This is a genomic window from Lysinibacillus sp. RS10, assembly GCF_041956855.1.
Classification (GTDB): Bacteria; Bacillota; Bacilli; order Bacillales_A; family Planococcaceae; genus Lysinibacillus; species Lysinibacillus xylanilyticus_A.
Genome location: NZ_CP167122.1, coordinates 1,412,567 through 1,426,464, shown reverse-complemented (window position 1 = coordinate 1,426,464; position 13,898 = coordinate 1,412,567). Strand labels below are relative to the sequence as shown.

The following is a 13,898-nucleotide window of genomic DNA, read 5'->3' as shown; positions in this document are numbered from 1 at the left end:
GATCGGCTTAGCTTTAGGCCAACAGATGTTTTTTGTGCGAAAGCGAAACGGCAGCGGCAACAAAAGGGTTTTATCTGCGCGAAAGCGAAGCGGCAGCGGCAACAAAAGAGTTTTATCTGCGCGAAAGCGAAGCGGCAGCAGCAACAACAACACGACGTTGGTCACTCAGGCATTTTCACAGAATGTGAAGCTTTTAGCCTGAGTTCCTCTATTTCAGCAAATGTTTTTGTACCGAAAGCGTAGCGACAGGTACAGATGTTTGGTTATCCGAAGAAGAGGTGGCAGACTTCTGTTAGTTGACATTTCGCATTAGCTATCAGAATATTCGCTGAATGAAGTTGACATTATTTTGACAAATGATTTCGCCGCTATTATCAACCTTTCCATGCTATGATATAGATAATTTGTTGCACGGAAGGATTGTGAAGCTATTGGAATTTAGACCTTGCATCGATTTACACGACGGCAAAGTAAAACAAATAGTTGGCAGCACACTTGGTCATACAGATCAAGAAGTCATCGAAAACTTTATTTCAAATCATGACTCTAGTTATTATGCAAAAATGTTTGCCAAAGATCATTTAACAGGTGGTCACGTCATTATGCTAGGTGATGGAAACGAAGAAGCCGCATTAGCAGCACTAGCAGCATATCCTCAAGGTTTACAGGTTGGTGGCGGCATTACGACGGAAAATGCAAAAAAGTATATTGATGCGGGCGCTTCCCACGTTATTGTCACATCATTTATATTCTATGATGGTAAGCTCCATTTAGATCGACTAAAGCAATTAGTACAGACTATCGGTAAAGAGCATCTTGTCATCGATTTAAGCTGCCGTATGCGCGATGGAAAGTGGTTTGTTGTTACTGATAAATGGACAAAGTTTAGTGATTTTGAAGTAAATGCTGAGTCTATTGCCTATATCGAAAATTTCTGTGACGAACTACTTATTCACGCTGTTGATGTAGAAGGAAAAAAAGGCGGTATGCAGGAAAGCTTAGTGCACGATCTAGTCGCTTGGACAACAATTCCAACAACATATGCTGGTGGCGTCCGTTCTTTAGACGACTTAAAGAAATTTAAAAAAATCGCAAATGGTAAGCTTCATGTTACAATTGGTAGCGCTCTTTCAATTTTCGGTGGAGACTTGCCGTATTCAGATGTAGTAAACTATTGCAAAAAAGGCGGGGTATTGTGAAATTAATATATAAAGATTTTGTATTTCCTTTTCAAGAAACAAATTTAGAGCGCATTTTAGATGGTAAATATTTCAAGGTGAATACAAAGGACGATTCACTTTCGTTGCATATACAGCTAGATAATGAACAAATGCTGCTTGAGTTTTCAAAATCTTTAAAGGCAACATGCGGCTTCCTACGAGATCAAGAAACAGAAGCGTATATTGGTACTTATATCGATTTACAAATATTTGTGAATGAATTTAATAAACGATACAACTTAAATGCTGAAATTATCGTTTAATACCTAAGGGGACTAAAAATCCCCTTTTTTAGTTGAAACAAGAATACTACACATAGTTTAGAGCACATATTTCTATTTAGTAGCTATTTTTGCTATTATTAATGACATCACAACAAGAGAATTTCATTAATGTTACTTGGTAAAAGAAAGGATTTAATGAAGTATGAAAAATGAACTCGAAGCAACCACTTTAAAAAACCTACAAGCAGAATTAAAACGTTTCTTTTTATCCTATCGATTTGCCTTACAAGAAATTGAAACGAAAATAAATATTTTACAAGAAGAGTTTAAGTTAATTCATGAATATAACCCAATAGAACATATATCAACTCGAGTAAAATCACCAAAAAGTATATTGTTGAAGATCAAGAAAAAGAACCTTGAGCCTTCTGTCGAAGCGATTCGTGAAAACATTCGTGATATTGCAGGTGTGCGAATCACATGCTCCTTTGTAGAGGATATTTATAAAGTGAGTGAGATGCTACAGGCACAAAATGATATTGAAGTTGTGGATGTAAAGGATTATATTAAATTCCCAAAGGAAAACGGCTATCAAAGCTTGCATCTTATAATAAAAATCCCAATTTTCATGTCCGACCGTGTAGAGAATGTGTATACCGAAATTCAAATCCGTACAATCGCAATGGACTTCTGGGCTAGTCTTGAACATAAAATCTATTACAAATACAACAAGGAAGTACCTGAACATATCCGTTTGGAATTGAAAGAAGCTGCTCTTCAAGCAGCAGATCTGGATCGAAAAATGGAACGACTTAATGAAGAAATAAATATTTTAAAAGCGAACGAAGCAGAGTCGTCATTAGATGCAATGCCTATTGTACAATTAGCACAATATTTATCTCAACTACCACTTGATTATTCTTCCGAAGATGATCAAGATTAATCTCACGATATAAAAGGATGCCGAAGTAATTCCGGCATCCTTTTTCAACTATGCGCTATTTTAGTTAAATCTCTGTGCAATCATATCATAAATATAACGCGCTTGGTCGTATTCTGGCTGTAATGTAAAGGCTTGTTTCAAGTGGTACATGGCATCTTTTGATTGTTCAGTGGACACCGCATAAAGTACACCTAAATTATAATGTGCATCTGCGTTATTCCAATCCTGCTCGATTAAATAGTCTAATTCTTTCTTACCCTCTTCAAACATTTCTAAAGCACATAGCACAATTGCATATGCTAAACGAATTTGTGTGTCTTCTGGGGCAAGCTCTGAAGCTCGTTGTAAATATGGCAGTGCAAGCTTCGGATTTTCCATTCGCTCAAAGCATTTGCCCATCATATAATAGACATCTGCGCCTTCAATGTTATGCTTTAACGCATGCTCATAAAGCTTTACTGCCTCCGCATATCGTTCCGCATTATAATATAAATTTGCTAAGCCATAATAAGCAGTTGCTGCTGTTTCATCAACAGTGATTGCTTTTTGAAAGAAACGCTCTGCACGTTCAGTATCCTCCAACACCGCTAAGAGATTTCCAAAATTCACATAACCAATTGCGTTTTCAGGCTCTGCTTCAATTGCTTGTGTAAAAAGTTGTGCAGCATCCTCATAACGCTTTTCTTGAAATGCTTGTATGCCCTGCTCGTTAAAATTCATTGTTTTTGTTCACCTCTATGTAGCGAAAGACTGCCTAAATTCTATACACCTTAGGAAAGGCTGTATAAGCAGTCTTTTCGCGAATTATCCTACATATGTTAGTTTTTCATTGTTTTTAAAGACTTCGTCGATTGTACCGCCACCTAAACATTCTTCACCATCATATAATACAACAGCTTGTCCAGGTGTGATTGCACGTACTGGTTCAGCAAACGTAATATGTGTACGTCCATCTTCTAAAATTTCTACTTCCACTGGTGTATCTGTTTGACGATAACGGAATTTTGCTGTGCATGAAAATTTCCCGGGCAATTTTTTTGTCGAAGTATAGTTCATTTTCACAGCAGTTAATGAAGTAGAATATAATGACTCATGATGGAAACCTTGTCCAACAAGTAACACATTGCGTTCCAAATCTTTCCCTAGCACGAACCAAGGCTCACCATCTCCACCAATTCCAAGACCATGACGTTGACCTAGTGTATAGTACATTAATCCGTCATGCTGGCCCATTACAACGCCATCCATCGTCTCCATCTTACCAGGTTGAGCAGGTAAATATTGACTTAGGAATTCTTTGAAATTACGCTCTCCAATAAAGCAAATTCCTGTTGAATCCTTTTTCTTAGCTGTAGCTAATCCAGCTTCCTCCGCAATTTTACGGACTTCCTTTTTCTCAATATGTCCAATTGGGAACATTACATGCGACAATTGTTCCTGCGATAATTGGTTTAAGAAATACGTTTGATCTTTATTATTGTCAATGCCTCGAAGCATTTTAACTTCGCCATCTCCACTACGATCAACTCGAGCATAGTGACCAGTCGCTAAATAATCAGCTCCAAGATTCATCGCATGCTCTAAAAATGCTTTAAACTTAATTTCCTTATTACACATAACATCAGGATTTGGCGTACGTCCTGCTTTATATTCTTCTAAAAAGTATGTGAAAACCTTATCCCAATATTGCTTTTCAAAATTTACCGCATAGTATGGAATCCCGATTTGATTACATACTTTAATAACATCATCATAGTCTTCTGTAGCTGTACAAACGCCATTTTCGTCTGTATCATCCCAGTTCTTCATAAAGATCCCGATTACTTCATATCCTTGTTGTTTTAGCAAATATGCAGCAACCGAAGAATCTACCCCACCCGACATGCCGACAACAACACGAATTTGTGAGGGGTCACGTGTTTCTTTCATTATGGTCACCTTTTCTTTATTTAAATTCCATTAAATATACAATTTTCAGCAAATCATTTTTTCGCTAGTCTTTTCACGATTGCTGCTGTTTTTTCAGCCGCATGTTGTACATCAGTTTCCGTTAAATCTTGACCGAAGCTAAAGCGGATAGAGTTACGTAATTCCTCTGTCCCTTGTCCAAACATCGCAACGAGAACATGTGATGGATCAATGGAACCAGCAGTGCACGCTGAACCACTCGAAACGCAAATACCTGCCATATCAAGATTCACTAGAAATGACTCTACTTCCATACCAGAAAAACTTACATTTAAAACGTGTGGAAGTGTATTTTCTAAATCTCCACTTACATGAAATTCCAGATTTTCCTGTGTGAACACATCAAGCATAATTTGCTTAAAGTGATTGTATAGCGCACGCTTCTCTTCGCGCAACTCATTTGCAATTCGCACCGCAGTCGCAAAGCCAATCACTGCAGGTACATTTTCAGTACCAGCACGGCGCTTTTTCTCATGCGCTCCACCTAATGCATAACTAGTGAATGGTGTCCCTACCTTTTGGTAAAGGAAGCCAATTCCCTTAGGGCCATTAATTTTATGTGCGGAAACACTTAGTAAATCAACATGTAAATCAGTAACATTAATTGACTCTAAGCCATATGCCTGAACTGCATCCGTATGGAAAGTAGCCGTATGTTCACGTAATAAGTCACCAATTTCAGCAATCGGTTGAATCGTACCAACTTCATTATTACCATACATAATCGTAACTAAAATCGTATCCTTACGTAATGCATTGCGCACATCTTCTACAGATACACGTCCCTTTTCATCAACTGGCAAATATGTCACATCAAAGCCATCCCGTTCAAGCTTCTCACACGTATGTAACACTGCGTGATGTTCAATTTGTGTGGTAATTATGTGCTTTCCTTCCGCAGCACGTGCATATACAGTGCCAAAAATAGCCGTATTATCCGCCTCGGTTCCGCCACTTGTTATAATAATTTCCCCAGGTTGAGCACCAATTGATTTGGCTAATTCTTCACGAGCATCATCTAAATATTTGCGCGCCTCTCGACCTGCCCCATGAATACTTGAAGCATTCCCATAAACCTTTTGCATTGCGGTAGTCATAGCTTCTATTACTTGGTCATTCATTGGTGAAGACGCTGCATGATCGAGATAAATATATGAATTCATGTTGAAAACTCCTTTGTACGAAAAGCGCTAAAGATCCGTTTCCCTGCCACACGACATTGCGTTGACTTAGGAAGCGGTGCTTTAGCCTAAACTTTTAAATGTAGAACATATAGCCTTCCGCTACATTTTCCTCAGTATATTGTGCTAAATCCTCGATTGTCGTTGTATCCAATACATTTTTCACAGCATCGCGAATGCGGAGCCACAACTCTCGCTGAGGTGCTTCTTCATTTTCAATTCCTTCTACTGGTTGAATTGGACCTTCCAACACACTAATAACATTAGCCGCTGAAATTTCACTTGGAGGATTTGCTAACATATATCCACCATATGCACCGCGTACACTTTTCACTAAGCCTGAATTACGTAATGGTGATACTAATTGCTCTAAGTATGCTTCAGAAAGCTCCTTTTCAGCAGCAATTTTGCGTAATGGAATAGGTCCTTCTCCATAATGCTTTGCTAGTTCAATCATAATCGTTAGCCCATAACGGCCCTTTGTAGAAATTTTCATTTTATCACCCTCAAATAGTCTAGTCAAAAATACTACAAACAGTATATCATAATCTCCTCTTGAAGAACTCGGAAATACTCTTGGGAGGTTATGATATACTATTAATTGCGCTTTGGTATAGTTAGGCAAAATACTATTATCGCTTCTTTATAAGCACAAAAAAACATTGAAAACTGTTGAAAGGGGGAATTTGTTATGCATAATGAACCACTCGCTTATCGCATGCGTCCGTTAACCCTCGATGAAATTGTTGGACACCAAGATTTTATCGGTCCTACTACCGCTCTTTATAAAATGATTGAAAATGAACATGTTCCATCTATGCTACTATACGGTGAGCCAGGTATCGGTAAAACGTCAATAGCGAATGCCATAGCAGGAAGCTCGGAGCTCCCCTTTTTCGCACTTAATGCTACTCGCGCTGGTAAAAAGGACGTTGAGGATATTGTACAGGAAGCACGAATCTCAGGGAAAGTCCTACTTTTTCTAGATGAAATTCACCGTTTTAATAAATTACAACAGGATGCTTTGTTGCCACATGTTGAAAATGGCTCAATTGTGTTAATTGGAGCAACAACAGAAAATCCATACCATGATGTAAACCCCGCTATCCGCTCACGTTGCGGAGAAATTTATCAACTAAAACGTTTAACGAAAGAAAATTTAATCGAGCTTATTAGAAAAGCACTTTCTGATGAAAAACGTGGGTTGGGTAGACATCATTTTTCATTAACAGATGATCAAATTGATCAAATTGGTGGAGCAGCTAATGGGGACGCACGGAAAGCATTGACTTTGCTCGAATCGATTTATTATGCAAGTGATGAAGTTGACGGTCAAACAGTTGCAGCCGATCATATTGTTGAACATCTTATCGGTAGAATTGGTGTTTACGGTGATAAAAAAGGGTCTCATTTTTATAACTTGCTATCTGCATTGCAAAAATCTGTGCGCGGAAGTGATACAAATGCAGCATTGTATTATTTAGCACATTTATTGGAAATAGGTGATTTAGTAGCTGTTAGCCGACGCTTACTTGTTATGGCTTATGAGGATATAGGTCTTGCCAATCCTGATGTAGGACCGCATATGCTTGCAGCTGTACAAGCGGCAGAGCGTTTAGGGTTACCAGAGGCGCGAATTCCGCTTGCTAGTGCTATTATTGAAATGTGCCTTGCATCCAAATCCAATTCTGCAATTGCAGCCATTGATGCCGCAATTGCCAGCATTCACGAAGGAAAAACAGGAGACATTCCACATCATTTACGCGATGCTCATTATGGTGGAGCAAAAGATTTAGGTCATACAGGTTACCAATATCCCCACAACAGCCCGATTGGAACATTCGGAGGCTGGGTTGACCAGCAATATTTGCCCGACGAGCTTGTGGGAACTGAATTTTACAAACCTGTCATTGCAGGTGAAGAAAAACGAATGGCAGGGATCTACGAGAAACTTAAATCTTTTCATAAAGATGAAAAGTAATATCGCTACATGATTAGAGTACTGAAAAACATAATCTTATGAAAATAAGGCACTTCCACTTTAAACAAGAAGGGCCTTATTTCTTTGCTTGCGGTACAGATTTATTACTGCCCGTTAATGCGGGAAAAACAGGACAGACTGCTAAACAATCAGCCTGTAAAGGTTACTTTATTTGTTGTATAGCGCTTACTGTAAAATAAGTTCAATGTATCTTCCACATCTCTCATCAAAGGGAACTTAGTCGTTTCTTGCTCCACCTTTTCACTTTCTTTTTCATGTAAATAATTAATAAATTTTTGAGTTTGAGTGAGTAAACTAGCAAACTCCTGGGCATTCTCCCGAACTTCAAAGCGTATTGCCTTTACAGCTATTGCTTGACCAATCGATTGCTCCCTTGATGGCGAGGTTTGATCATCTTCTACATCATCATCTGCTGCTCTGTATAATACTTTTAATGCCTCATAAACTTCCTTGTTATCACAAAATCGTTCCTTTATCCACTGCAAGACAAATTGTAATAAGACAACTGCATAAATAAGTGACAGCCATTCCTCTCCAAAAGCTTTTTTCGACAAACGTTTAAAGTAATCCTCTTGTGTCACGAGCTCGAATATGATTAGACGAATTGGATATAGGAGCGCATGTCCACTGTTGATATATAATTTTTCTTGATCTTTATACATTGCCAACCAAAAATCCCTTACGATCGAGATAGATTTTCTTGTCGAGAAAGCTAATGGACATTGGATAAGCCCCTGTTCAAGTGTTGGTTGTATAAGCCGAAGAAATAAAAGTTCTTCATCCTCACTTACTAATAAAAGTGGTTTTTCTAAGTTCGACAAATCAATATCGTTACCGTTTATTAACACTGCACAGCCTCCTTCCTACAAACCTTACACATAGTTTTCAATTTTTAACTATATTTCGACAAAAAATTATAAATCCCTTTTAAGAAAAAAGTCCTTTTTTCATTTCCTTTCAACAAAATTTTGACACTACCTCGACTCTCATTCATGCTATTCTAATAAAATCCACAAAAAAAATCTGCAAAACTTTAAGAAATGGAAACCCAACCACCCCCTCATCAAGCCCGAGCGCTGTAAGGAATGGAGGATAAACCGCAAAAAGTAAGCAGATTCTAGACTGTTATTCTATTTTCAAAAAAATGATGATTAATCAATTATCCCGTAATTTCATTATCAACAAATAATTTAAATTGTTGCAAACATTGTTTGACCGCACCTTTTTGTTCAAGTACTGCATGTCGTAATGATGTTATTTTCTCTTCATCCTCTACGACTTCACTATAAAGCGAAAAAATTTCCAATAACAATTGTTCATTCTCTTCCTGTTCAATGCTAGGTAAAGAAAGGGCAGCAACCGTTAATAATTGTTCAACTTTCTCAGGTGTTTTTTGTAGCTCATTGGATGAATAATAAGTTGATGACGCTAAAAAATAGCAGAGCTTTGCACAACAATCTATAAACAAATGCCAATAAGTATTACTACTCGGTATTTCACCCGCTCTTTCAGTAATATACGCTTTATAAAATGTTGTAACTTGCGTATATAACGGATCTAGTTCCCTCATAGCCTTCTGATAATTATTAGATGTATCCAAATAGTCAAATACAATATCATTCATTTTCTCTTGAAGCTTTACAATATCTAAATGATCACGAATTACTTGAATTTTCATTTTACCACTCTCCGATGTTGTCATTTGTTTTCTAAAAGTCATTCCTACTCCCCTAAGTAGTCCTGTACATTCCAAACAAACCAATCTAGTATCTATTAGAATTATTAAAATTATAGCAATAAACTAAATAAAGAAGTGGTCACTTGAACAAAATAAGGCAATTTCGTGAATTAATAGCATTTTGAGCACCGCAAGGCGAACAATTTTGGTAAAATTACGTCCTTTGTACATAATCGTCAAATAAAGATTGCTCTTTCGTTCGATCAACAATTTCTACAATACTTCCTTGCGAATATTTTTTTATTCTTTTTTGTGGTATATAAAAATAAGCATTGTTTGTAATTAACCAGTCACTAAGCGTTAATTCACTGCCTGGCAGTTGATTTGTCAATATACGTTTATGACGAAGTATATCCGCCATTTTGTAAAAACCATCTGACAGTTCATAAGCAGAAACATCAAAATTAAAAATAGGGCTAACAACCTGTCCAATATCAAAAATATGTATCGTATGCCCTTCCTCATCAATCGCTAATTCCACTGTGCCAATTTCATCGAATAGGTTTAAACCCCTATATTCCATTTGATAGATTTGCTCCATTATTAAATGTCTCCTTTTATAGGTTCTACATTAAATGTTAGAGGGATCACAAAAGTTGTAGACCCCTTCTTCTTCACGACGTTCCTATTGTAACATAGAAAAAGCAGCTGTCTCCAAAGCCACTTGAGACAGCTACTACTATAAAATGGCACATCACCATAACGTGGGCTGGAGGGCAGCAACACGTGTTTTTTGTGCGAAAGCGAAGCGGCAGCAGTCCAATTTTCTAGGATTTCTTCGCTTTTTAATTGTTATCGAGGAATTATTTAAGTTTATCGATAACAATTTTGAATTTATCGCCTAACTTTTTATATTTATCGACATAACAGATAGTTTTCAAAGTTGTATTAACCTTGTACACGTGTAATTTTTACATCTTTTAAGATTGTGTTCACTACCCAGCTTGCAGCAATTAAGCCTGCCACTGAAGGAACAAAAGCGTTGGAAGATGGCGGCATTTTTGCTTTACGGATGGCTGCATCTGGTTTTCCGACATGCTCAACGACATCTGGACGAACTACGATAGGGCTCTCATCTGAGAATACAACCGTTACGCCTTTATGAATACCATCTTTACGTAGTTTCGTACGAATTACTTTTGCTAATGGATCTGTATGTGTTTTAGAAATATCCGCAATTTTAAAACGAGTAGGATCCATTTTATTGGCTGCACCCATACTAGATATGATTGGAATATTACGCTTTAGACATTCCTTCATCAGATGAATTTTATACATCACTGTATCACTCGCATCAATGACATAATCTATGCCTTGTGCGAAAAATTCCTCATATGTTTCCTCTGTGTAAAACATATGCATATCGATCACTTCACATTCAGGGTTAATGTCAGCAATACGCTCCTTCATAACACCTGACTTTGATTTACCGACCGTTGAAAGATAAGCCACTAATTGGCGATTTACATTGGTAATATCTACATTATCTTTATCAACCAAAATAATGCGGCCAATACCACTTCGAGCACATGCCTCAGCAGCAAATGAGCCTACACCGCCTACACCAAGAATGGCTACCGTTGTATTTTTTAATTTTTCGAGTCCCTCTGTTCCTATCGCGAGCTCGTTACGAGAAAATTGATGTAACATTCTTACACTCTCCGTCTATTGAATTTTTTATCCCGCTTTAACGGGCAGTAAAAGCCCGATTGGTGAAGACTAATAATCAGCGGTGAAGACTCCCTCTGATTATAGTTTCACTTTATTAGTAAACCAAGTTATATACTAAGATAAAATCAAACCTATCTTACATTTTATCATGATATTCATCAAGTAAAAATTATAACTAAAATAAATAAGTATTCCTAATCAAAATACTTATGCGTATGTAAAAGTTTGACTTGGGTCGATCAGCGCAATGAATCCTCACTATCCAAAGTCTGTAGTAGAAAATTTTAGGCAATTGAACTTACTTCAATTGCCTTTAGTCTCGTTACTTTCGTTTACTTCCTATCCGTTCATATTCTTTTGAAAAGATTCGACAAAACCTGAACTGAGCTGTACATTTACTTGCTTAAAAGCAGCAATTACTGCCCCGCCGATTGGTTGTAAAACCGGTGTCATAAATTGCATTGGCAGCTCATCAGCTTTTGCGAGTTGCTGTAACTGAGGTATTATGAAAGCTTCATTATTAAAAACGCCACCCACTAATACGACAGGTACGTCCCCTTTACCCCAAGCCATACAAGAGTAACATGCTTTAATTGCCACATAATATTTCTTACAAGCATCTTCAATAATGCTAATGGCAACGTCATCTCCCTTTTCAGCCACATCAAATAAATATTTGCTTAATGGCGCAATTACTGTCCGAGGATGCTCCTCTCCATAAATATACTCTATCAATTGTGATACATTTCCCACAGAAAAATAACGCAATACAACATCTGTCAAAGCTGTTGAGTCAGCTCTTCCATCATAACTTTGAAAAATAGCTTTCAGCACTTGAACCCCTAAATCATAGCCACTGCCCTCATCATCAAAAAGATAACCCCAGCCCCCTACTCGACGAAAATGTTGCTCACGATCATACCCCATTGTAATGGCACCCGTCCCTGCAATTTGCACAATGCCTTCCTTCCCAAGGGTGCCTGCGTAAAGTGCTATTAAGGCATCATTATCAACAACAATAGCTACTGTTTCATCGACATATTGGCGTACTATCGTCTCTACAACTTCCTCTGCTTGTATCTCCTTTACCCCAGCCATGCCAGCAAAACAACAATCTATGGCTGCAAATACTTGCGGATTTTGCTGTTGCAAATTTTGAAGTATATCATGAATCGTTGACTTAAAATAATGAACATCCATTGCTGTTGGGTTACTCCGAGTCGTTTCTACTTTGGCATAAATATTGCCAAGCTCATCACAAATCACTGCTGACGTTTTCGTTCCACCGCCGTCAATCGCTAATACATACATATCTCTTTGCTCCTTTCTTTTCAATCCATTTCACCCTGTCTTATTTGTAGTTGTTACTACAGAAAACATTGGTAAATCAAGATTAAAAAGGTTCATCATCAAAAGTTGTGGATGACTTTTGTTAAAACGTCTACTATGCAAATAAGTTGATTGGAGTGGAGGCGGACGACTCCTTGGGGATCAGCGAATAGAGGAACGAAGGCTAAAATCATCACGTCCTGTGATAACGCCTTCGTGACCAACATCGGTGCTGCTGCCGCTACGTTAGCACTACGCTTTCGCGCAAAAAACATCGTGCTGCTGCCGCTACGTTAGCACTACGCTTTCGCGCAAAAAACATCTGTTGGCCCAAGACCCTGCAGCGAAGCGAAGCGGCTCATCGGACGCCCCCAGGAAGCTCTGCTCTGTGCGAAAGCGTAGCGACAGCAACAACAACAACAACAACAAAGCGCCCAGCCGGAACGGAAATCAACCACACGTTTTGTGATGAACCATAAAACAAGGGATTAAGCACTTTCAACTAATGGCTTAATCCCTTCTTCTGTAATCATTTCGTAAAGCCAAATGATGCCCAAGGCTGAATATGTGCTAATAAAAATTGCTCTTCTTCTACAACTCTTGCCACAACATTTGTGGATCCAGCATTAGGCATTTCCTTTAAAACAATTTGGAGCTCACCCTTATATCGTACATCTAAATTATTATCGATTGTCACATCCCCCAATTTTAGTGGATGATTATCATGTTCAGGGAAGTCACCATTTTTATATTTAACTCGAGATTGAGTACTACGGATCACATACTCCGAAACATCTCCACGATTAAAATGGGGCTCTTTAAAAAGTATCGCTTCTTCTAAAATAGACGTTTCAACAGACTGTTCAACCTTCAGCTCTAACTTATGGCGATTTATTCGGCCTAATGCACGTATTTCTTCCTCAGAAGCATACATATTGCCAATAATACAATCATCTATTAAACCAGTGTGCCATAAATCCTTTGCTTGCACCGTAATTGGCAGATGACGATGCTCTTCTAATGTTGGCAAGCCATACTCGGTTTCTTCCCAAGGTCCAAACAGAGCATGCTGCGATGAAATCATAGCTGCTGTTCGAATATGATTCGCTTTAAATTGTTGAGATGTTTGTAAAAAATGTTGGCGTGAAAGACCTGTAAAACGTCTCGGATAAAAATTATGGCAGCCAATAATATTATCTTTATTCGGTTGATAGGATAATATAGTTTCTACATATTTCGTACCGTTACTAATATTTAATTCTATTTTTAAATTACTTGCATCGAGAGACATAAACGCTTCTTCCTGGCCAGAGAAACCCATGTCTAAGCGCAATGCAGCTAAATGATAATGCTCCTTAAAGTAACCAATATCTTTATAGGTTAAGCCTAAATCTTCAAAGACGGCTGGTGCAATATCAGCAGAAATTTCAAAGCCAAGCTGCTGCGCAAATTCATTTATATGCATTAGCTTATGGCGTTCCTGATCATTATTTAACGACATAAGACATGTGAATATACGATCAAAACCATTATCATGAGCGAGTTGAACGTACCGCTTCATATCTTCTAATGTACTATGCTGAGGATATAGTGAAATCCCTAATCTTCTCAATTCAAAAACC

The 13,898-nt window shown here is 37.9% G+C and carries 15 protein-coding genes; 5 read left to right on the top strand and 10 right to left on the bottom strand.

Translation table 11 applies throughout. The features are described from left to right. Positions 1–32: 32 nt before the first annotated feature. From ACB089_RS07180 to ACB089_RS07165, 4 genes are all read left to right on the top strand, one after another. Entirely contained in the window at positions 33–188 is a 156-nt protein-coding gene (locus ACB089_RS07180; protein ID WP_374965830.1) for a hypothetical protein, read from the top strand. A 243-nt stretch (positions 189–431) separates the two neighbouring features. Beyond that, entirely contained in the window at positions 432–1,199 is a 768-nt protein-coding gene (gene hisA, locus ACB089_RS07175) for a phosphoribosylformimino-5-aminoimidazole carboxamide ribotide isomerase (protein ID WP_374965829.1), read from the top strand. Beyond that, complete coding sequence (locus ACB089_RS07170; protein ID WP_374965828.1) at positions 1,196–1,483, top strand: hypothetical protein; 288 nt, start codon at positions 1,196–1,198, stop codon at positions 1,481–1,483. Before hisA ends, ACB089_RS07170 begins: the two co-directional genes overlap by 4 nt. 163 nt (positions 1,484–1,646) lie before the next feature. Next, entirely contained in the window at positions 1,647–2,387 is a 741-nt protein-coding gene (locus ACB089_RS07165; protein ID WP_374965827.1) for a GTP pyrophosphokinase family protein, read from the top strand. A 60-nt stretch (positions 2,388–2,447) separates the two neighbouring features. On the opposite strand, the gene ACB089_RS07160 is transcribed toward ACB089_RS07165, so the two are convergent. The 4 genes from ACB089_RS07160 to cymR form a co-directional block, all read right to left on the bottom strand. Continuing rightward, entirely contained in the window at positions 2,448–3,107 is a 660-nt protein-coding gene (locus ACB089_RS07160) for a tetratricopeptide repeat protein (protein ID WP_374965826.1), read from the bottom strand. 84 nt (positions 3,108–3,191) lie between these two features. Continuing rightward, on the bottom strand, positions 3,192–4,316 hold the full coding sequence (gene mnmA / locus ACB089_RS07155; protein ID WP_374965825.1) for a tRNA 2-thiouridine(34) synthase MnmA: 1,125 nt from the start codon (positions 4,314–4,316) through the stop codon (positions 3,192–3,194). 53 nt (positions 4,317–4,369) lie between these two features. Continuing rightward, positions 4,370–5,518 (bottom strand): cysteine desulfurase family protein, encoded by a 1,149-nt coding sequence (locus ACB089_RS07150; protein ID WP_374965824.1) that lies wholly within the window; start codon positions 5,516–5,518, stop codon positions 4,370–4,372. A 94-nt stretch (positions 5,519–5,612) separates the two neighbouring features. Then, positions 5,613–6,032 carry a cysteine metabolism transcriptional regulator CymR gene (gene cymR / locus ACB089_RS07145; protein ID WP_053484768.1) on the bottom strand — a complete coding sequence of 140 codons (420 nt, stop codon included), beginning with the start codon at positions 6,030–6,032 and terminating at the stop codon, positions 5,613–5,615. A 195-nt stretch (positions 6,033–6,227) separates the two neighbouring features. Here cymR and ACB089_RS07140 point away from each other — a divergent pair, with 195 nt between their 5' ends. Continuing rightward, positions 6,228–7,517, top strand: coding sequence for a replication-associated recombination protein A (locus tag ACB089_RS07140; protein WP_374965823.1), 1,290 nt, complete (start codon positions 6,228–6,230; stop codon positions 7,515–7,517). Between the two features lie 149 nt (positions 7,518–7,666). Here ACB089_RS07140 and ACB089_RS07135 read toward each other — a convergent pair whose 3' ends face one another. From ACB089_RS07135 to ACB089_RS07110, 6 genes are all read right to left on the bottom strand, one after another. After that, the gene (locus ACB089_RS07135) at positions 7,667–8,386 is read right to left on the bottom strand and encodes a hypothetical protein (RefSeq protein WP_374965822.1); all 720 of its coding nucleotides are present in this window, start codon (positions 8,384–8,386) and stop codon (positions 7,667–7,669) included. A gap of 311 nt (positions 8,387–8,697) precedes the next feature. Further along, complete coding sequence (locus ACB089_RS07130) at positions 8,698–9,258, bottom strand: hypothetical protein (RefSeq protein WP_374965821.1); 561 nt, start codon at positions 9,256–9,258, stop codon at positions 8,698–8,700. 172 nt (positions 9,259–9,430) lie between these two features. Continuing rightward, positions 9,431–9,817 (bottom strand): hypothetical protein, encoded by a 387-nt coding sequence (locus ACB089_RS07125; RefSeq protein ID WP_374965820.1) that lies wholly within the window; start codon positions 9,815–9,817, stop codon positions 9,431–9,433. Positions 9,818–10,164: 347 nt separating this feature from the next. After that, positions 10,165–10,926 carry a ThiF family adenylyltransferase gene (locus ACB089_RS07120; RefSeq protein ID WP_368635831.1) on the bottom strand — a complete coding sequence of 254 codons (762 nt, stop codon included), beginning with the start codon at positions 10,924–10,926 and terminating at the stop codon, positions 10,165–10,167. Between the two features lie 360 nt (positions 10,927–11,286). Continuing rightward, on the bottom strand, positions 11,287–12,282 hold the full coding sequence (locus ACB089_RS07115) for an N-acetylglucosamine kinase (RefSeq protein ID WP_374965819.1): 996 nt from the start codon (positions 12,280–12,282) through the stop codon (positions 11,287–11,289). Positions 12,283–12,805: 523 nt separating this feature from the next. Beyond that, entirely contained in the window at positions 12,806–13,888 is a 1,083-nt protein-coding gene (locus ACB089_RS07110) for a DUF871 domain-containing protein (protein ID WP_374965818.1), read from the bottom strand. Positions 13,889–13,898 lie beyond the last annotated feature (10 nt).